Raw genomic sequence first — 20,232 nt, forward strand, 5'->3', positions numbered from 1 at the left:
CGACCACCACGTCGGCGGCTCCGGCCGCGGCGGCGAAAGGACTGCCATGTCTGTGAACCTGTCCAAGGGCCAGAAGGTCTCGCTCACCAAGGCGACCGGAGGCACGCTCACCCGTGTGCGGATGGGGCTCGGCTGGGACGCGATGAAGAAGCGGGGTTTCTTCGGCAAGAAGGAGCAGGAGATCGATCTGGACGCGTCCGGGCTGCTCTTCGACGCCGCGAAGAACCTCGTCGACGTCGTGTGGTTCAACCAGCTGCAGAGCAAGGACGGCTCGGTCCTGCACACCGGTGACAACCGCACGGGCGCCGGGGACGGCGACGACGAGTCGATCATCGTCGACCTCACCCGGGTGCCGGCCGACGTCACGACGATCGTCTTCACGGTGAACTCTTTCACCGGCCAAGACTTCACCCAGATCGAGAGCGCCTTCTGCCGCCTCGTCGACGAGTCCGACAACTCCGAGATCGCCCGGTACAACCTCTCCGGCTCGGGTACCCACAACGCTCAGGTCATGGCGAAGGTCTCGCGCGACGGCGCAGGCTGGTCGATGACCGCGATCGGTGCCCCGACGTCCGGACGGACCTTCGACCAGCTCTTGCCCGCGGTCGTGCCCTACCTCTGATCACGTCGTAAGCCCGTCGGGCACCCACCTTCGGCGACCGGTTCTTCAGCCCGGTCAACATCCGATGAGTGCGGTCAGATGGCTGCCGAAATCGGACATCCGGCAGCCATTTTGACCGCACTCAGCGGATGGGTGGGTGGGTGGGTCAGGAGGGGCTGACGAAAGCGGCGGCGGGGCCGCGCATGGCTTTGACGGTGCGGCCGTCCTGGAAGGCTCCGAGGGCCTCCATCTCCCAGACCGGACCCACCCGGCGCAGCACGCACATGAACACCCCGGTGGACGGCTTGGAGTCCGTGAGGTCGAAGCGGACGAGCTCGGCGCGGGTGGTGGTGTCCACGAGGCGGCAGTAGGCGTTCTTGACGTCGGTGAACTTGTGGCTCGAGAACGAGTTGATCGTGAACACGATCGCGGTGGCCTCGGCCGGCAGCTTGTCCAGGTCGACCGTGATCACCTCGTCGTCTCCGTCGCCCTGACCTGTGACGTTGTCGCCCATGTGCTGGATCGCGCCCTTGCACGCCTTCTTCGACATGAACCAGGAGAGGTCGATGTCCTTGCCGGCCGCGTTGAGCACGATCGCCGAGGCGTCCAGGTCGACGGCCTTGGATCCCACCGCGGGGTCCCAGCCCAGTCCCAGCTGGATCCGGCTGAGCGCGGGCGCCCCCGTCTTGACCAGGCTCACCCGCTGGTTCTTCTGCAGGCTCACGCGACCCTTGTCGAGATTGACCGTCCCGCGGCTCGCGGGGGCGACCGGCGCTCCGGGGGGCGGCGGCGCGTAGCCCGGGATCGGTGCGGGTGGCATGCCCGACGCCGCGGGCTGGCCATAGCCGGGCACCTGGCCATAGCCCTGGGCGAGCTGGGCAGGGGGTGTCGGCGGGGTCGCGGGTGCGGGCCTGGAGTACTGGATGGGAGCCGATGTGGCAGCGGGAGGGGTGGCCGGAGCCGGCCGTGAATACTGGATCGGCGCGGCCGGGACGGGCGCGACAGGAGCAACAGGTGCCGGCGCGTCGTCGACCGTGATGCCGAAGTCGGTGGCAAGGCCCTCGAGGCCGGACGCGTAGCCCTGCCCGACGGCACGGAACTTCCAGTCGCCGCCGCGGCGGTAGAACTCCCCGGACAGGAACGCCGTCTCGGAGGTGGCGTCCGTCATGTCGAAGCGGGCGATCTGGACGTTCGTCGCGAGGTCGGTGAGCAGCAGGTGCAGGCCAGCGACCTGGCTGAACGTGCCGCCGTCGGCCGAGGAACCCAGGACGATGCGGTCGACGGCCTCCTCGATCCGGGTGACGTCGATCTCGAGCGCATCGCGCACCTGTGTCCCGACGGTCTCCTTCGCCAGCTTGCGGATGGCGCCCGAGGCGTGGTTCGGCTGGTTGAAGAACACGAAGTCGTCGTCGGAGCGGACCTTCCCGGAGGCTGCCAGCAGCAGGGCCGAGGCGTCGACGTCAGGGGTCGAGGGACGGGCCTCCCAGACCAGCTCGGCGCGGATCCTGGTGGCGGACAACGGGATGTTGGAGCCCTTGCTCATCTGCGTCATACGTCAATGGTGGCAGAGCCGGACGGGTGGCGGTGCAGGCTGGGGAGAAGTCCCCAGAGCGAGTGGTTCCAGGAGTTCATCTGCGTCCGTTACCTTGAGTTGCTCCTCATCGGGACGAGCACGGCGGACCCCCGTCACAACGGCGGTTCGAGTAGGCAGAGAGCCAGGAAAAATGCGCCATTTTGAGTACTTCGGCGACGCTGAGATCGAGCGTCTTTTCTTCCGAGCACCTGAGCAGTTCACAGTGGACAGCGATCCGCAGATTCTCGCCATGGCCCTGGGAGCAACCCTCTACAGTCCTGGTACCCGGCCCAACCTCGCCAAGGACATCGCCAAACAGGCCGCCCGCGGCGTCGTGTCCCTCGTGGTGTGCCTCGAAGACTCGATCTCCGATGAGGACGTCCCTGCGGCTGAGATCAACGTCGTCGAGCAGCTGCGGGCCTACGCCCAGACCGATGCATCCGGCCCCCTTCTCTTCATCCGGGTGCGCGCCGCCTACCAGATCCCGCTCATCGTCGAGGGGCTCGGCGAGCACCTCTCGGTGCTCTCGGGCTTCGTCATCCCCAAGTTCCTGGGCGAGACCGGCGTCGAGTACCTCGACGCGGTCGAGGCCGCCAGTGCGGCCGCTGGCCGCCAGGTCTACGCCATGCCGGTCCTGGAGTCGCCCGAGCTCGCGTTCCGGGAGTCGCGCGGCGGCGAGCTGGCCACCATCGCCGAGGTGCTCGCCAAGTACCGCAGCACGGTTCTCGCGGTCCGGATCGGCGCGACCGACCTGTCCTCGGCCTACGGCCTGCGACGCAACCGCGAGCTGACGATCTACCACGTGCACGTCGTCGCCGACGTGATCTCCGACATCGTCAACGTTCTCGGACGCGCGGGGGACGCCGGGTACCTCATCACTGGCCCGGTGTGGGAGTACTTCGCCCAGCACGAGCGCATCTTCAAGCCGCAGCTGCGCGAGACGCCGTTCGTCGAGCACGACGAGCGCACCCTGCGCCTGAAGATGATCAACGCGGACCTGGACGGGCTGATCCGCGAGGTGGTCCTCGACCAGGCCAACGGGCTGACCGGGAAGACCGTCATCCACCCCTCGCACGTCGCGGCCGTCCACGCGCTGTCCGTGGTCTCTCACGAGGAGTACGTCGACGCCCAGGAGATCCTCGGCGCGACGACCGGTGGGGTGAACGCCTCGCAGTACCGGAACAAGATGAACGAGGCCAAGCCGCACCGGGCGTGGGCCCAGCAGCTCATCCGCCGGGCCCGCGTCTTCGGCGTGGTCCGCGAGGAGATCACCTACGTCGACGTGCTCTCCGCGAGCCACGAGCTGTGACCGCTGCGAGCACCTGGGTCTCCGAGCGCCTCGGCGTCGGTGTCCACTCCGGGCGGTCCGCGGCGGGAATCAGCCTCGACGACCTCGTCGGGCTGGCGATCCGGCGCAACCCACGCCGGGCGCACCTGCTCGTCTCGACCGTGCTCGGCAAGCACGTGCCGACCGACCCGCGGCTCGTCTACGCGGCCGGTCGGCTGCTCGGGTTCCTGGCCGCCGGGGAGCTGACCGGGACGACCCGCGTCGCCGAGGCCGCCCTGGCGAGCGACGTCGCCGGCGCGCTGGCCCGCGCGGTCGACGCTGAGCCCGGCGCCGCCGCGCGGCTGCTCGTGGCGGTCGACGCGCTGCACGACGTCGCCGGTGCCACACCGGCGGGCACCGTCGTCGTCGGCTATGCCGAGACCGCGACGGCCCTCGGGCACTGCGTGGGCGAGGCCCTCGCGGTGCCGTCCCTGCACTCCACCCGGCGACCTGTGCCCGGGGTCAGGCCCGCGGCCGGCTTCGCCGAGGAGCACTCGCACGCGACCGAGCACCTGCTGCTGCCCGAGGACCCGTCCTTCCTGACCGCCGCGGAGACCGTGGTGCTCGTCGACGACGAGATATCCACCGGCCGGACGGCCCTCAACACGATCGAGGCGCTCCAGGCGGACCGCCCGCGCGGGCGCTACGTCGTCGCCGCGCTGATCGACCTGCGCACTCGCGCCGACCGGGAGACCTTCGCCGAGGTGGCCGCCCGGCTCGGGACCCGGATCGACGTCGTGACGCTCGCGACCGGGGAGATCACACTGCCCGCCGGGATCCTCGACGAGGCCGCGCGCCTCGTGGCAGAGGTGGTCCCGTCAGCGCTCGTGGAGCAGACAGCCGGGCAGGCGCGCCCCGCCCATGTGGAGCCGGAGCGCGAGACCGCGGCTCCCAGCCCCGCCGCCGTCACCCGAGCCCCCGTCACTCGGTTCGCGACCTGGCCCGCCCAGGTGCGCGACGGCGGCCGGCACGGTTTCCTGCCCGACCACGAGGCGCCCCTGGTGAGCGCGGCGCGCGAGGCCGCGGCCGTCGTCGGGCAGGGGCTGGTAGGGGACCGCGTCCTGGTGCTGGGCTTCGAGGAGCTCATGTACGCGCCGCTGCGCATCGCCCAGGCGCTCGCCGACCAGGTCGCCGCCGAAACGCTCGTGCGGTTCTCCACGACCACCCGCTCGCCGGTGCTCTCGGTCGACGACCCGGGCTACGCGATCCGCACGACTGTGACCTTTCCCTCACACGACGACCCCGACGACGGCCCAGGGCCACGATTTGCCCACAACGTCGCCCCGGGCGTCGACCCGGCCCGGCGATTCACCGATATCGTCGTCGTCATCGACTCGCCTGCTGACACAGCCGAGCTGTCCATGCCTGGCGGCCTGATCGACCGCGTCGCCGGGTGGTGCGACCACGTGCACGTGGTTGTCATCCCCGCGTACCGCCCCTAGGAGGCCACCCAGTGACCATCCACCCCGTGACCGCTCAGCCTGTGACCGCTCGGCCCACGCCCGACGCCGGCCCGGCGTCGGAACTTCCCGAGCCGCTCTACGGCCCGGACTTCGGCTCCTACGACGCCCATGAGGTCGCCTGGCTGCTCAGCGACCTGTCCTCAGTCGAGCTCGAGGCGCCGACCGAGGAGCGCGAGGAGGCCATCCAGTCCGGTGGCGCGCACTACGCGGAGTCCCTCCCGGTCGAGTACCAGCCCACGCAGGAGTACCAGGACCTCTTCCACTCCGCGCTGCGCGCGTCGGCGACCCGGCTCGCCCACGCGGTCGGGGTCGTGACCGACCTCGTGCTCGCCGAGCGCGGGGAGCGGGCCGTGCTCGTCTCCCTCGCCCGGGCCGGCACACCGATCGGGGTGCTCATGCGCCGCTGGGCCAGCTACGCCCACGGCCTCAACCTGCCGCACTACGCGGCGAGCATCGTGCGCGGACGCGGGATCGACCAGGTCGCGCTCGCCTACCTCGCCGCCCACCACCGTCCCGAGGACATCATGTTCGTGGACGGGTGGACCGGGAAGGGCGCGATCTCCCGCGAGCTGGCGGCCGCCGTCGAGCAGGCCAACGTGGCGCTGGGTCTGAGTGGGACGGGTCTGACCGGTGCAGGTCTGGCCGGGGCAGACCTGGGCGACGACGAGCGGGCGGGCTTCAGCGCGGACCTCGCGGTCCTCGCCGACCCGGGGCACTGCGCCGAGCTGTTCGGCACCCGCGAGGACTACCTCATCCCCTCCGCGTGCCTCAACTCGACCGTCTCGGGCCTCGTCTCGCGGACCGTGCTCAACGACGCACTGATCGGCCCGGGGATGTTCCACGGGGCGAAGTTCTACGCCGACCTGGCCCCCGCGGACGTCTCCGCGGAATTCTGCGACGTCGTGAGCATGCAGTTCTCCGAGGTGGCCGCGAGCGTGGCCGAGACGATCGCCGCGCGCCAGGCCGCGCCGGCTCCGGAGATCACCTGGGCCGGCTGGAAGGCCGTCGAGGCGATCAGCGCCGAGTACGGGCTGGGGGACGTCAACCTCGTCAAACCCGGCGTGGGTGAGACCACCCGGGTGCTGCTGCGCCGGGTGCCGTGGAAGATCCTCGTGCGCGCCGACGCGAGCGCCGAGCTCGCGCACGTGCGCCTGCTCGCCGCCCAGCGCGGCGTCGAGGTCGTCGAGGTCGAGGACCTGCCCTACTCCTGCGTGGGGCTGATCCACCCGCAGTTCACCCGGGGCGCGACCGGCGCCGACGGGACGGCCAGCCGATGAGCGGCGACAGACGCACCGGCCCGCTTTCACCCGTCACGGTCACCCCTGTCATCGCGGCGAGCGACCTCGACCGCACGCTCATCTACTCCGGCAAGGCCGCCAAGCTCGGCCTGCCGCCGGGCACCAAGCTCAAGTCGAGCCCGCTCTACGAGGACCTCGTCTGCGTGGAGATGTACAAGGGCGAACCGCTCTCGCACGTCACGCGCACAGCCCTGGCCACGATCACGGAGCTCAACACCCTCGGCGTGCTCGTCCCGGCAACCACCCGCACCCGGGCGCAGTACCACCGGATCACGCTGCCCGGCCCGCCCGCGCAGTACGCGGTCACCGCGAACGGCGGGTTTCTCCTGGTCGACGGCGTGGCCGACGCCGCGTGGAGCGCCCGGGTCGCGGCCGTGCTCGCCGAGACCTCGCACCCCTTCGCCGAGGTCGAGGGGTACATGCAGTCGGTGTTCAAGCCGGAGTGGACCAGGAAGCTGCGCAGCGCCGAGGATCTCTTCTGCTACGCGGTGGTCGAGCGGGAGGCGATGCCGGACGGGTTCGTCGACGAGGTCACCGGCTGGGCCGGCGACCACGGCTGGCGCGCGTCGCTCCAGGGCCGCAAGCTCTACCTCGTCCCCAATGAGCTGCGCAAGGGCGTGGCAGTGGCCGAGGCCGCCCGCCGGCTCGGCGCGGACACCGTCCTCGCCGCGGGCGACTCCCTGCTCGACGCCGAGATGCTCGAATCGGCGACGCGGGCGATCCGCCCCGCGCACGGCGAGCTCCACGACGTGTCGTGGATCACCCCCGGGCTCACCGTGACCGCCTCAGCAGGGGCTACGGGTGGCGAAGAGATCGCTCAGTGGCTGCTCTCAGGCGCTCTGGAGGTCCTTCACAGGGAGGCTCCCAGTTCTTCTGCCTAGCCTGGGGGCATGCCCGACGACGAACTGAACGCTGCCACGAACATCTTGGTGACCGTGCTTGCGGTGGTCCTTGCCCTCGTCCTCGCCTTTGTCCTGGCGACGGTGATCGCTGGGGTGGTGCGCCGGGTCGGGCGCAGAAGCACGCTCGTGAGCGATATCTCCCACCGCATGCGCCGTCCCCTGCGGGGGCTGCTCATGGTCGTGGCAGTCTGGACCGCGGTGCGGATCGTCACCGATCCGGCGGTGAGCTGGCTGCCAGCCGTCGAGCACCTCATGGTCATCCTCTTCATCGGCGTGGGTGCCTGGTTCATCGGGGCGCTGGCCTTTGTCGCCGAGGACAGCGTGCTCAAACGCTTCCGCACGGACGTGGCCGACAACCGGCACGCCCGCAGGGTCCGGACCCAGATCTCGGTCCTGCGCCGGCTGACCGTCGCACTCGTCGTGGTGCTCGCGCTGGCCGGCGTGCTGCTGACCTTCCCGCAGGCCCGCGCGGCCGGTGCGAGCCTGCTGGCCTCGGCCGGTGTCATCTCGATCGTCGCCGGCCTGGCCGCTCAGACCTCCCTCGCCAACATCTTCGCCGGGATGCAGGTCGCCTTCACCGACGCGATCCGCGTCGGTGACGTGGTGGTGCTCGAGGGGGAGTGGGGCCGGATCGAGGAGATCACGATGACGTACGTGGTCGTCCATCTCTGGGACGACCGCCGGCTCATCATGCCGTGCACGTACTTCACCACGACCCCCTTCCAGAACTGGACCCGGCGCTCGGCCGAGCTGCTCGGCACGGTCGAGATCGACCTCGACTGGGACGTGCCGTTGGCTCCCATGCGCGCCGAGCTCAAGCGCCTGCTCGAGGCGAGCACGCTGTGGGACAAGCGGGTGGGCATCTTGCAGGTCACCGACGCGACCGGCGGCTTCGTCCGGGTGCGGGCCATGGCCAGTGCGGCCGACGCCGGGACACTCTTCGACCTGCGCTGCTACGTCCGCGAGGGGCTCGTGGACTGGCTGCACCGGGCGGCTCCGCAGGGTGTGCCGCGGACCCGCCTGCTGCGCGGGGCGCCCGACATCGAGATGCTCCTGGGCGAGCCGGGGGTCGACGGCGCGCTGGCCGGAGCGGGAGCTGCCACGGGCGCCGCTGCGGGTGCGGCGGCTGCCGCCACGCCGAGCAAGACGCCTAGCCGGGCGGCCGCTCCCTCGCTCCCGCAACGCATCCCCGCCCGCACCCGGCCCGGCCTCCGCATGCACCTGTCCGAGCCCGGCCGGGGCATCTTCCCCGAGCCGCACGAGGACGAGACGGTCATCCTGCCGGTCGTCCGAGCGAGCGAGGAGACGCAGGTCTTCGCCCCGGTTGAGGGGCTGTTCAGTGGCAGCTCAGAGGCAGAGGAACGGTCCCGGGCGTTCTCCGGCCCCGGACAGGACGTCATCGACGAGCGCGAGCGCACCGCGCAGATGGACCGGATCGTCGACGACGAGCCGCCGGCCCACCCACGCGTGACCGGCGACACCCCGGACGGCGAGGGGCCCTGAGCCGGTCTTCACGCCTGCCGCGTGTGCCCCTGGCCGGCGGCGAGGGCGGACTCGAGCTGGGCGCCCCACCGGCCGTGGTTGTCGATGACGAAGCAGAACTCGTTGTCCTCGAGGTCCCGCATGACGACGTAGCCGTCGCCGTCGGTCAGGACCGGCTCGCCCACCTGCGACCCGCCCAGGGCGAGGGCCTGCGCGATGGCCGCCGCGGCGTCGGGCACGAGGATGTCGAGGTGCAGGCGGTTCTTGGGGGAGGACTTGGGCTCGGGGACGCGCTGGAAGGCGAGCAGCAGCGGGTCGGCCTCCACGACGGCCCAGCCGTCGTCGAGGACCGCCCACCGGGCGTCGAGGAGCGCACCCCAGAACACGGCGAGCTGGGTGACGTCGGCGCAGTCGACGACGATCTCTTGGAGGCGCACGCGTGAGGTCATAGACCGAGCGTACGAGGGTGGTGTGACACGTCGCTAGGCCGCAACCGGGCCGGGCTCATGAGCAGGCGGGCGTGTCCGGGTCCGTCGTCAGACGGAGCGTGAACACCTCGGTGTGCCCCTCCGCGTCCTGGAAGGTCACCGAGTCCTCACCGAGCAGCAGCCAGCCGTCCTGGCTCGGGTTCCCCCAGCCCGCGGGAGGGTTCCCGAAGCCGTCGCCGAGGGTGCCACCTACCCGGGCATAGCGGGATCCGTCGAAGGTGAGCTCCGTGATGCCGCAGTGCGTGAAGAGGTTGAAGGGGATGCCGCTCGGGGTCTCCGTGGGCGCATCGGACGCGCAGGAGGTCAGGGAGGTGAGGGCCAGCGCGGCCAGCAGGGCGGCCGTGGCCGCGGTGATGCGCCTCCTGGGTGCTGGTCGGCGCGCAGCCGGGGGCGCCGGGCGCGACGGGCGCGGCTGCGGTGTGGGCATCATGTCCTCCGGTCTGGTGAACCTGACCGCTCTGTGTCTTGACCACTCTTGGTCTTGACCACTCTTGTGTCCTGACCTCTCTGTGTCCCGACCAGGGCTGACCTTGCAGACGCGCCTTGACGCGCGGTGCCTGCTCGGCGAGTATGTGCTCGACAGTTACATACTGAGTATGCATGGGGGTATCGTGTCGGTTCGTCTGGGTCTGCTGGCGCTGCTCGCCGACCAGTCCATGCACGGGTATCAGCTCCGGCAGGAGTTCGAGGCGCGGACCGGTGGCACCTGGCCGCTCAACATCGGACAGGTCTACACGACGCTGGCCCGCCTCGGGAGGGACGGTCTGGTCGAAGCGGTCGGTGACGGTCCGGCGGCGCAGGGGGTCGCCGGACACGACGCGGGTGCGGCGCAAGGCCTCGGCGCCGAGGCTGCGACGGAGCGCTACGCGCTCACCGAAGCGGGCCGGGCGGAGGTCGCCCGGTGGTGGACGACGCCGGTCGCGCGCAGCGCACCCGCGCGTGACGAGCTGGCGATCAAGCTGGCGCTCGCGGTGACCGTACCCGGCGTCGATGTCGTCGACGTCGTCCAGCGCCAGCGCACCGAGTCGATGCGCGCGCTGCGCGACTTCACCCGGCTCCGGCGCGCGGCGGACGCCCGCGACGAGCCCAAGGATCTCGCGTGGACCCTCGTCCTGGACAACCTCGTGTTCACGACCGAGGCCGAGATGCGGTGGCTCGACCACGTCGAGGCGCGCCTCGCTCGGGTGGCGCGGGTGGCGCGGCTGGCTGGGGTCGCGCAACCCGACGCGTCACGGACGGGGACGACTCCATCGACGGGAGCGGGCGCCCGTGCAACCGCGTCTGCTCCCGAGAGGGGGAAGCGACGATGACGGCGCCGGAGGAGGTCGTCCTTCGGATGGACCGCGTGTGCCGCACCCACGGGCAGGGCCAGTTCCGGGTGGACGCGCTGCGCTTCGTCAACCTCACCGTCCGCGCCGGTGAGCTCGTCGCGGTCATGGGCCCATCGGGCTCGGGAAAGTCGACGCTGCTCAACCTCGCCGGCGGACTGGACACCCCGGACTCGGGAACCGTCCAGGTCATGGGCCAGCAGATCTCCACCCTCGACCAGACCGCGCGGGCCGGGCTGCGGCGCCGCGCGGTCGGCTACGTCTTCCAGGACTTCAACCTCATCCCCGCACTCACAGCAGCTGAGAACGTCTCCCTGCCGCGCGAGCTCGACGGCGTCGGTCTGCGCGCGGCCCGGAACGAGGCGCTCGCTGCGCTGGACGACGTGGGCATCGGCGACCTCGCCGACCGGTTCCCCGACGACATGTCCGGTGGGCAGCGCCAGCGGGTGGCGATCGCCCGGGCGCTCGTCGGCCCGCGCCGCCTGGTGCTGGCCGACGAGCCCACGGGGGCGCTCGACTCCACCACCGGGGAGGAGGTCATGGCCGCCCTGCGCGGGCGGATCGACGCCGGCGCGGCGGGCCTCCTGGTCACGCACGAACCCCGGTTCGCGGCCTGGGCGGACCGCACGATCTTCCTGCGCGACGGCCGCGTCGTCGACTCCACCGGAACTGACCTCACGCTCGCGTCCCTGTTGGTGGGTGGGCATGCGGAGGGTGGCCATCCGGACTTCCCGATCCCCGGCGCAGACCGATGACCCGCACTTCGGAGCCTGACGAGCCCAGGGGCGATTCACCCGATACCCATGCGATCCGAGGAGGTGGCGAGGGCGCTGGGCGCACCAGAGCTCGTGCCGCTCGGGCGCCGTGGGCCCCGTGGCGCGCGGCCTTGCGGATCGCCGGCCGGGACGCCGCTCGTTCGCGGGGCCGCACCGCACTCGTGGCGGTCCTGGTCGGTCTTCCGATCATGGCGGGCGCCGTTGCGGCCGTGCTGTGGTCCGCTGCGACCCCCAGCGACGAGGTGCTCACCCGGCAGATGCTTGGGGAGACCACGCAGGCGAAGGTCGACTGGCACGGTGCGGCGATCATGCAGCTCCCCGGGCTCTCTGGCGGGACGGCGCAGACCGCGAACGGCTCGATCGAGGCTCGCACCATGACCGAGGTCGAGGCGATCCTGCGCACGGTGCTGCCACCGGGAGACGCGGTCCATCCACAGCGGACGTTCGCGGTCGAGATGGTCGCCGGAGCCGCCGAAGTCCAGTCTTCGGGCGTCGAACGCGACTCCACGGCGGCGGAGATCGCCGGGATGGTCCGCCTGACGCGGGGGCGCCTCCCGGACCACCCCGGCGAGGTGGCCCTCTCCGCAGCCGTAGCAAGGACGCTCGACGTCGTCGCGACGGACGTCGTCGACCTCTATGTGCTCGAGCCCTCGAACGGACCGGCACGACGTGGCGAGAAGGCCACGGTCGTCGTCACGGGCGTGGTCGAATCGATCGAAGGTGCGGGCGTCCTGATGCCCGTCGGCACCTCCCCGTTGGTGGACGACCCTCGGGTCACCTCCTGGCTCGTGACCGGACCCGAGCCGGTGACCTGGGACGACGTCCAAGGATTCAACGCCGCTGGGTTCACCGTCGTCAGCTGGGACGTGGTCCGGAACCCGCCCCTGGACTCGGACGTGCCGATGATCGCCGAGCTGGGCGTCATGACCACCTCGCAGTCGAGGGCCACCATAGGCATCGTCGGAGCCGCCGTCGTCTTCGGGCTGTTCGAGATCATCCTGCTCATCGGCCCCGCGTTCGCGGTGGGTGCCAGGCGCAACGAACGCATGCTGGCTCTCGTGGCGTCCGTCGGAGGAGACCGGGCCACGTTGCGGCGCGTCGTGCTCGCCGGCGGACTCGTGATCGGTTTCGGAGCGTCGCTCGTGGCGGTCGCGGTCGGCATCGTCCTCTCCGTGCTCACGGTCGCCGTCGTGCGCCGGGTGCAGCCGCTGGCCCTGGCCGGTGACGTCCTGCCGGTGCCCGCTCTCGTGATGATTGTCGCGGCTGGGACCGCCATCGCCGTCGTCGCTGCGTGGCTCCCGGCGCGCGGGGCCGCGCGCACGGACGTCGCCGCGGTCTTGGCTGGACGGCGCGGGGAGGCGCGACCGCGTCGGCGAGTACCCGTGGTCGGGGTGATCTTGCTCGTCTCGGGTATCGCGCTCGCGCTGGCAGGGGCCGTGACCCGGTCGCCGGTCCTCGTGGTCGCCGGGGTGACGGGCATGCTCGTCGGAGTCGTGGCCAGCTCGGGCGGGATCGTCACGCTCGTGTCCCGAGCGGCACCCTGGCTCGGCCCGGCCGGCCGCTTCGCCGTGCGCGACGCCGCGCGCCAGCGCTCCCGGACCGCCCCGGCGATCGCCGCCGTCATCGCCGCGATCGCCGGCCTCGTCGCCGCGGCATCGTTCGCGGAGTCCAAGGACGCCCGGGACCTGTCCATCCGGTCCGCCGTCGTCGCCGAGGGAGTCGTCGTCGTGACGCAGCCGGCTCCCGCGGTCGAAGCGGGCAGCGTCGAGCAAGAGGGGGACCCGAGGCAGACCGTCACAGATGTGCTCGAAGCGATGCTGCCGGTCACGGCTGTCCACGAGGTCCGCACCGCAGCCTACGATCCCGCAGGGCTGACGGAGCAGGACGCGGCATCCGCAGCTGCGCACGAGCTCTACCTGTGGGTCTCCACGGCGCAGGACCCGGCCCAGGTCTGCCCGGCCTGGCGCGAGGGCGTCGAGCAGACGGAAGAGCTCTGGGCGGCGGCTGCGCAGGACTCGCGGTGCTTCGGCGCGCAGGATTCGACGACGCCGATCAGCTTCGGCGACTCCGGCTCGAGCCAGGTGATCGTCGATGACGGCACCGTCCTGGAAGCCACCGGTCTGCCGGGTGCCGCGACGGCCGCTCAGGCCCTGCGCGACGGGTTGGTCGTCGTCTCCGACGCGTCGCACGTATGGCCGGACGGGGCGGCGCGGGTGGAGGTCGAGCTCATGGACTTCCAGTCCTCGGGTGAGCCGAGTCCGACGACCGTGGTGCTGCCCGCAGTCCATGTCGACCTGCCCCGCTACCAGTACGGGGTCGTGCTTCCTCCGCAGGTCCTCGGAGAGCTGGGGCTGATCTCGGTGCCCGTGGGCTATGTCGGGGTCACAGATCGGATGCCCACCGAGGCGGAGGAAGCAGCCGCCCAGACGGCATTGACGGTGATCGAACCCGAGGCCGCCGTGTTCGTCGAGCGGGGATTCGACCCGACCGACACGCAGTTCCTGATGGCTGTCCTCGTCGCGATCGCACTCGTCGTCGGACTGGTGGCCACCGCGATCGTCATGACGCTCGCCGCGGCCGAGACCCGGCCCGACATGGCGACCCTCGGAGCGGTCGGCGCGGCGCCCCGGACCCGCCGCCGGATCGCCTCCGCCCAGGCTGGCCTGGTCACCGGGATCGGCACCGTGCTCGGGGCGGGCATCGGAGTCGCCTTCGCCTGGGTCCTCGTCCTGACCCGCCGGCATGAATACTCCCAGATCACGACCGGATGGTCGCTGCACGTCCCGTGGATCCAAGTCCTGGCGATCACGATTGGTGTGCCGGTCTGCGCCTCGCTCGGTGCGTACCTGCTCACCCGGTCCCAGCTGCCGATAACGGCGCGGCTGAGTTCCTGACCTCGGCCTACGCGGAGCGGCAGACCGGCGACGGCCGGGTGACCGGGTCGGTCACCCGGCCGTCGCCGTCGTGCATCTTGTGTGCGAGGGCCCTGCGGCTACTCCCGTGCCCCGCGTCGTGCCCGTGCGGCGACGACGGCTGTCGCGCCCGCTGTCAGCAGCGAGAACGCCAGACCGAGCAGGAGGAACAGGCCAGCCGACGTGCCGGTCATCGCCAGCTCCCCGGACGCCTTGCCCCCAGCGTCGCCCGCGGCCTTGCCCGACGACGGGGCGGCCGGGTCGGTCGCGCCCGGTGTGCCGGTGCTGCCTGAGCCCGTGCCACCCGATCCCGTGCCACCAGAACCAGCGCCACCCGTCCCGGGCTCGACCGGCTTGGTCGGCGGGTCGGTGGGCACGACCGGTCCCGCGGCCACAGTGAGCAGCTGAACGGCCGACCGGTCGATGGCCCCGAAGGGGTCGGTCGTCGTGACGTACCAGCCGTGCAGGCCGGCACCGGGGGTCTCCCAGGTGGCGGAGAGCGTCGTGCCGCTGGCCACGTCCGCGAAGGACGCGATGGCGTGGGTGGTGAGGATCTCCGCCGAGAAGAAGTCCGTGCCGAGCGACTTCGTCTGGGGCACCAGGTTGAAGTCGGCGTAGTCCATCGTGAACTCCTGGTGCTGGATCTCGAGTGACGGGTCGGTCGAGTTGAACTGGTCGAGATAGGGCGAGTAGGTCCGTGACGTGATCGTCTTGCCCTCGTTGTCGAAGTGCATGAGGCGCAGGAACGCCTGGCCCCCCTCGGGCAGGCCCTGGTAGTCGAAGAGGATCTGGTGCACCTTGCGGTCGGGGACCCCGTCACCGTCGTCGTCGAAGGCGTCCACCCGCGTGAAGGCGTCGTGGTAGTGCCCGGAGAAGACCATGATGACGTTCGGGTTGGTCGCCACGACCTCGTCGTGGATGCGCTGCGGCACCTCACCGAGACCGCCCGTGGTGAGCATGTACTCGTGCAGGTTGATGATCGCCTTGCGCTCGGGGTACCGGGCGAGGACGTCGTTCATCCAGGCGATCTCCGCGTCGCCGGGAGCCCAGCCCATGTACAGCATGATGAAGTCGAGGCCGCCGGCGGTGATCAGGTCGTAGTGACCGCGGTTGTCCTGGTAGGACCCGCCGAACCAGGGGTTCGACGCGAAGCGGGCCTCACCGAAGTACGTCGAGTACGGCCCGTAGTCGACCTCCTTGTGACCGACGTCGTGGTTCCCGGCGAGCACCCCGTAGGGCAGCTGGGCGTCGTCGAGCATCTGGTAGGCGGCCGTGGCGTTGTCCCACTGGTGCTGGTCGGTGTGGTTGTCGACGATGTCGCCGGTGTGGAAGACGTACTGCAGGTTCATCGCCTCGCGGTTGTCGAGGAAGTAGTTGTGGATGTCGAGCTGACGGTCGTAGTACGTGTCGTTGTAGTACTGCGTGTCCGACTCCCAGCCGAGCGTGAAGTCGTACTCCGAGCGCGGGGTGTCGCTGCCCCCTGTCGCCCGCGCGGCGGGCCCGGTCCGGGTGGACTGGTCCGCCCCCGCGAAGCCTTCGGAGTGCTGGACGAGCACCTGGATGACGCCGCCCTTCGTGTGCCCGGTGGCCGGGACCGTGCCACCCAGGGTGAACTCGGTCGAGTCCTCCCCGATCGTCACGTGCCGGTCGAGCTCCTGCCAGGTTCCTGTCGCGACGTCCAGGACGTAGAGCAGCACCTTCGCGCCCGCATTCGCCGTGCCGGACCAGCTCACCCGGGCCAGGTAGTCGTCGCCAGAGCCTTCCGGGACGCTCACGTCGAAGAGCTGGTAGGGGAAGGCGTCGTCGGAGGTCACGGTCGCATCGATACCGTCGGCGGCGGTCATCTTGGCGAGGTCGTCGCCGCTCAGCGCCGTGCTGCCCGCGCGGTCGAGGCCGCTGGCCACGCGGGTGGTACCCGAGTAGCTGGTCACGGACGCATCCGTGGGGGAGAGGCGGTAGCCCTCGTTGAAGGTCACGTCGAGGATGTCTCCGCTGGGATCCGTGACGGTGGCCGTCAGCTCGACGCCCGGTCCGGCGACGGTGGCCGAGTCGCCCGGTGAGAGCGAGCCCGACGACGGTTTCTCGACCGGGGTGGAGAACGTCACCGTGTGCGTCGCGGCGTTCCCCGCGGCGTCCGTGGCGGTCGCTGTGAAGACGTGCGTGCCCGGCTGCAGGGTGAGGGAGGACGTCTCGAGGGGGAGGGCGACCGCGTCGTCGTCGAGCGTCGCGGTGAGCGAAGCGATGCCGGAGCCGGCGTCGGTCGCCGCGGCGTCGACCGTGAACGGACCCTGGTAGTTCTTGCCCTCCACGAGCGGGCTCGTGATGGCCGGCGCGGTGTTGTCGACGACGACCCGACGGGTCACCTCGTCGGAGCCGGTGGTCGCGCGGACGGTGTGGTCGCCGTCGGCGACCGCCCGGGTGTCCCAGCTCGCGGAGCGAGCGGTGAACGCGTCGTCGGGCAGGGTGAAGACGGCGTCGTAGAAGTCGAGCTTGCCGGCGCTGTCGCCCATGTTGAGGACCTTGGCTGGGTCCGTGTACCCGGCCGGTCGCAGGGTGCGTCCGTCGGGAAGGATCAGGCGGAGGTTCTTGATCTGGAAGTCGTCGTTGTTCTCGCCGAGGTCGATGGCCGGCGCCGCCTTGGTGCCGGCGTAGACGCTCAGGGTGAGCGTCTGGCCCTGCGTCACGTAGCTCAGCGGGACCGGGGTGGAGATGGTGTCGAAGCCGGAGTAGATGCCGTCGTCGAAGATGCGCAGGACGTCCGTGCCGATGAGCACGCCGTTCTTGAAGAACGTGTCGACGCCGCCCGCCTCGAAGGCGAAGACCGGAGCGGCCTCGAGCGCGGGCTGCGTGGTGACCGGCGCGCCGTCGATGTCGAGGGTGACCGGGGAGGGGTAGGTGTCCGCGGAGCCGGCGATCGTCGTCGTGCCGGCGACGAACTGGCCGTCGGCGACGTTGAGGCGCACGGGGGAGGTGTCGATGCCCTCGGCGGCGATGCGGCGGGTGGTCGTCGTGGTGGTGTTCGAGCCGTCGGAGGCGACGAGGTAGTAGTCGAACCAGCGCTTGCCGGTCAGGTCGGCGGCGCTGACGGCGTGGCGGTAGCCGTCCTTGCCGTCGGAGGCGAGGTTGATCGCCTGGAAGTCCGCGTCCGAGCTGCCCTTGAGGAACAGCGTGACCGTGCGGGTCAGGACGTCGTCGGTCACGGTCGCGTCGACGGTGAGGGCTTCGGTGAGGGAGAAGGTCGACGGCGTGCGGTCGGTGACCTTGGGGGCGGAGGTGTCCGCGGGGGAGGTGACGGGCGCGGCGGGGACCTGCCCGGGCGTGACGGCGCCGGGGGTCGGTGCGGCCGAACCGGTGAGCGTCTGGCGGGCGGGGGCCGCGGGGTCGTAGGCGTACTGCAGGCCCTTGCTGACCACGACGTCCTTTGCGCCGCCGAGGTTGTAGTAGGCCTTGTTCACGCTGACGCCGGTGCGCGTGGTGATCTCCAGGCCGCGCGGGCTGCCGTTGGCCATGCCGCCTGAGAACACCTCGACGAGGTCCGTACCGAGGGTCAGCGACGTACCGAAGACGGCGTTGAAGTCGGCGGCCGTCAGGGCGTCGTTCGGGCCGTTCTTGACCCACAGGACGAGAGTCTTGCCCGGGGCGATCACCGGGTCCGTCGGGGTGGAGAGCCAGTCGACGACCGAGGAGTTGGTCAGGTCCTCGAGCGGGTAGAGGTAGCGCAGCACGTAGTCGGCAAAGCTGATCGGACGGTCCGTGGTGTTGTAGACCTCGACGAACTCGTAGCCGTCCGAGCCGCCGACGTTGATCGAGTCCGGGAGGGCCTCGGTGATCATCAGGGGAGGCGTGCCGGCGGCCGGGGCGGTCGGCGGCGTCGTGGGATCCGTCGTCGGGGGCACGGTGGGGTCCGGCGTCGGTTCGCCGGTCTCCGGATCGGTCGGTTCCGTCGGCGCGACGAGCGCCTCCGCCAGGACTGTGCCCGGGCTGGGGACCCCGGCCGCGGTCAGGACATCGAGGCTGCGGGCCGACGTCGTGGACGGCAGCTTGAAGTGCGCGGAGCGCGCGGCCGCGACCGAACCGGTCGGGTAGTAGGACCAGCTGATCACCGAGCTGTCCGCGGCGACCAGACGGATGCCGCGCTCACCGCCGTTGGCCAGCCCGGCCTGGCCGGTGACACGCACGATCGGGTACGTGCCGGCGGGCTGGCCGGTCTCGGCCGCGTAGAAGTTGCGGAAGTCGTCATCGGTCTTGACCGAGGTGTCCACGTTGCCCGACGTGTAGTCGATCCAGAACACCACGGGTTGACCGGCCGGGACGACGGTGCCTGCCGGGATGGTGAGCGGCACGTCCTTGGTGCGGTCGTCGGAGTTCACGAAGGTGTACGCCAGCTTCACACCGGCGGCCGACAGGTCGATGTCCGTGCCCGAGGTGTTGACCACCTCGAAGAACTCGAAGTTGTCGTACCCGGTGTTGTCCGGGGCGATCTCGGTGACGACCAGCGGCCAGGGGGATGTGGCGGTGGCTGCTGCGGTCGCCGCGTTTGCGGCGGTCGCGGCGGTCGCGGCCAGGAGACCGCAGCCGAGAGCGACAGCCGTCACGGCCGCCACCCCCTTCGTCGTCGCCCGGGGGAGGTGGAGTGGCACGGAAGGTCCTTCTCTCATTCGAAGCGTGGATGTGGCGAACGTATGAGAGGCGGATGGCGCGGTGGTGGCCGCGGGGTGAATGGGGGGAAGCGCGAGGGTGACACAGTCGCGGCCCGGGTGGGCGGGTCGCCGCGGGATATGCTCAGGGCCACCCCGTCTCATCGTCCAGGACGCACACACGCGTCCGTTGGTGCCGCCGTCTCTCCGGCTCCATGTGGCTTTCCCTGAACCTGGAGCGTTTCCCCGTGGCACGAATCGTCGAACCCGTCAGTGTTCCCGTCACCAAGCTTGATGCCGTCGTCGGTGACGGCGCGCTCATCGGCTGGGAGGAGAACGGCACGGAGCAGACCGCCCGGTGGCGCACCGCCAACGACGTGCCCGCGCCCAGCCGGATGATCGTCATCGAGGACCACTACACCGCGAAAGAGGCCTACCGCGACGCCTCCCAGGGCGTCGCCCTGCTGTGGCGCGGCGACTTCCAGAACGCGCGCCAGCTCCTCGAGGCCATCGAACGACGCACCGAATCAGCGGAGGGTGCGACCGGCGGCACGACGGCGGAGGCCTTCTACCGCTACCGCCAGGCCCGCGCGCACCGCGCCCGGATCCTGTCCATGCTGCTCATCCCGCTCGAGGCCGGGGGCGGCGTCCCGCTGCGCCGCCCGCCCGAGATCCGCGAGGCGCTCGCCGGTGCCTACGACGCGATCGACGAGCCGTCCCTGGTGTCGCTGCGCGAGGTGATCGGGGCGATCGGCGCCAACGAATGGCGTCGCAAGGGGATCCACGTCGACGCCCTCGACGCGAGCATCCACCCGCACTACGGCGCGTTCTTCCCGGTGCGCAGCGAGTACGTCGACCTCGTCGCCCAGGCCCCGCTGCCCGCGACAGACCTCGCCTTCGACATCGGCACTGGCACCGGCGTGCTCGCCGCGGTGCTCGCTCGACGGGGAGTTTCTCGCGTCGTGGCGACTGACAGCGAGGAGCGGGCCGTCGTCTGCGCCCGCGAGAACCTCGCCCGTCTCGGCTTGGACGACCGTGTCGAGGTCGAGCTCATCGACATGTTCCCGCCCGGGCGAGCCTCCCTCGTGGTGTGCAACCCGCCGTGGGTCCCCGCGACGTCGCGCACGCTCATGGACAACGCGGTCTACGACCCCAAGAGCCGCATGCTGCTGCGCTTCCTCGGTGGCCTGGCCCTGCACCTGACGCCCGACGGCGAAGGCTGGCTCGTGCTCTCCGACCTCGCCGAGCACCTCGGCCTGCGCACGCGCGAGTGGCTGCTGGGGGCGATCGAGAATGCCGGGTTGGTCGTTCTTGAACGGCACGACATCCGGCCGACGCACCCTCGGGTGGGGGATGCGAACGACCCGCTGCACGCGGCGCGGGTCAAGGAAGTGACGTCCCTGTGGCGGCTTGCGGTGATGTCGGGGAAGTGAGCGGGCGGGGGT

Annotated in this window: 14 protein-coding genes; 10 read left to right on the forward strand and 4 right to left on the reverse strand. The window is 70.9% G+C overall.

The genetic code is table 11. From position 1 onward, the window contains the following. Positions 1-46 precede the first annotated feature (46 nt). The gene (locus BLQ50_RS03715) at positions 47-622 is read left to right on the forward strand and encodes a TerD family protein (protein ID WP_093181263.1); all 576 of its coding nucleotides are present in this window, start codon (positions 47-49) and stop codon (positions 620-622) included. A 145-nt stretch (positions 623-767) separates the two neighbouring features. Here BLQ50_RS03715 and BLQ50_RS03720 read toward each other — a convergent pair whose 3' ends face one another. Next, positions 768-2,153: a TerD family protein gene (locus BLQ50_RS03720; RefSeq protein WP_093181264.1), complete on the reverse strand. Its 1,386-nt coding sequence runs from the start codon at positions 2,151-2,153 to the stop codon at positions 768-770. Positions 2,154-2,325: 172 nt separating this feature from the next. Between BLQ50_RS03720 and BLQ50_RS03725 the strand changes: the two genes are divergently transcribed. The 5 genes from BLQ50_RS03725 to BLQ50_RS03745 are packed head-to-tail and all read left to right on the forward strand — an operon-like array spanning position 2,326 to position 8,667. Then, entirely contained in the window at positions 2,326-3,483 is a 1,158-nt protein-coding gene (locus BLQ50_RS03725; RefSeq protein ID WP_093181266.1) for an HpcH/HpaI aldolase/citrate lyase family protein, read from the forward strand. Continuing rightward, a complete protein-coding gene (locus BLQ50_RS03730; RefSeq protein ID WP_093181267.1) occupies positions 3,480-4,943 on the forward strand; it encodes a phosphoribosyltransferase family protein in 1,464 nt (487 codons plus the stop codon). The genes BLQ50_RS03725 and BLQ50_RS03730 overlap by 4 nt, the downstream gene beginning before the upstream one ends. A gap of 11 nt (positions 4,944-4,954) precedes the next feature. Beyond that, positions 4,955-6,241 (forward strand): cysteine protease StiP family protein, encoded by a 1,287-nt coding sequence (locus BLQ50_RS03735; RefSeq protein WP_245700854.1) that lies wholly within the window; start codon positions 4,955-4,957, stop codon positions 6,239-6,241. Next, entirely contained in the window at positions 6,238-7,143 is a 906-nt protein-coding gene (locus tag BLQ50_RS03740) for an HAD family hydrolase (protein ID WP_093181269.1), read from the forward strand. Before BLQ50_RS03735 ends, BLQ50_RS03740 begins: the two co-directional genes overlap by 4 nt. A 9-nt stretch (positions 7,144-7,152) precedes the next feature. After that, positions 7,153-8,667, forward strand: coding sequence for a mechanosensitive ion channel family protein (locus BLQ50_RS03745; RefSeq protein ID WP_093181270.1), 1,515 nt, complete (start codon positions 7,153-7,155; stop codon positions 8,665-8,667). Positions 8,668-8,675: 8 nt separating this feature from the next. Here the strand turns inward: BLQ50_RS03745 and BLQ50_RS03750 are convergent, their stop codons facing one another. Together BLQ50_RS03750 and BLQ50_RS03755 are read right to left on the reverse strand one after the other, a co-directional pair. Beyond that, complete coding sequence (locus BLQ50_RS03750; RefSeq protein ID WP_175559000.1) at positions 8,676-9,095, reverse strand: VOC family protein; 420 nt, start codon at positions 9,093-9,095, stop codon at positions 8,676-8,678. 55 nt (positions 9,096-9,150) lie between these two features. Then, positions 9,151-9,561 carry a hypothetical protein gene (locus BLQ50_RS03755; RefSeq protein ID WP_093181272.1) on the reverse strand — a complete coding sequence of 137 codons (411 nt, stop codon included), beginning with the start codon at positions 9,559-9,561 and terminating at the stop codon, positions 9,151-9,153. Positions 9,562-9,745: 184 nt separating this feature from the next. Here BLQ50_RS03755 and BLQ50_RS03760 point away from each other — a divergent pair, with 184 nt between their 5' ends. The 3 genes from BLQ50_RS03760 to BLQ50_RS03770 all read left to right on the forward strand — a co-directional run bounded on the left by BLQ50_RS03760 (position 9,746) and on the right by BLQ50_RS03770 (position 14,132). Then, positions 9,746-10,444 (forward strand): PadR family transcriptional regulator, encoded by a 699-nt coding sequence (locus BLQ50_RS03760; RefSeq protein WP_093181273.1) that lies wholly within the window; start codon positions 9,746-9,748, stop codon positions 10,442-10,444. After that, the gene (locus BLQ50_RS03765) at positions 10,441-11,217 is read left to right on the forward strand and encodes an ABC transporter ATP-binding protein (protein ID WP_093181274.1); all 777 of its coding nucleotides are present in this window, start codon (positions 10,441-10,443) and stop codon (positions 11,215-11,217) included. The genes BLQ50_RS03760 and BLQ50_RS03765 overlap by 4 nt, the downstream gene beginning before the upstream one ends. A gap of 131 nt (positions 11,218-11,348) precedes the next feature. Continuing rightward, a complete protein-coding gene (locus BLQ50_RS03770; protein WP_139185720.1) occupies positions 11,349-14,132 on the forward strand; it encodes an ABC transporter permease in 2,784 nt (927 codons plus the stop codon). Between the two features lie 98 nt (positions 14,133-14,230). Here BLQ50_RS03770 and BLQ50_RS03775 read toward each other — a convergent pair whose 3' ends face one another. Continuing rightward, a complete protein-coding gene (locus BLQ50_RS03775) occupies positions 14,231-18,790 on the reverse strand; it encodes a lamin tail domain-containing metallophosphoesterase family protein (protein ID WP_175559001.1) in 4,560 nt (1,519 codons plus the stop codon). A 245-nt stretch (positions 18,791-19,035) separates the two neighbouring features. On the opposite strand from BLQ50_RS03775, the gene BLQ50_RS03780 reads away from it, so the two are divergent. Further along, positions 19,036-20,220: a methyltransferase gene (locus tag BLQ50_RS03780; protein WP_245700855.1), complete on the forward strand. Its 1,185-nt coding sequence runs from the start codon at positions 19,036-19,038 to the stop codon at positions 20,218-20,220. Positions 20,221-20,232 lie beyond the last annotated feature (12 nt).

Source organism: Sanguibacter gelidistatuariae (genome assembly GCF_900096585.1).
Taxonomy (GTDB): Bacteria; Actinomycetota; Actinomycetes; order Actinomycetales; family Cellulomonadaceae; genus Sanguibacter; species Sanguibacter gelidistatuariae.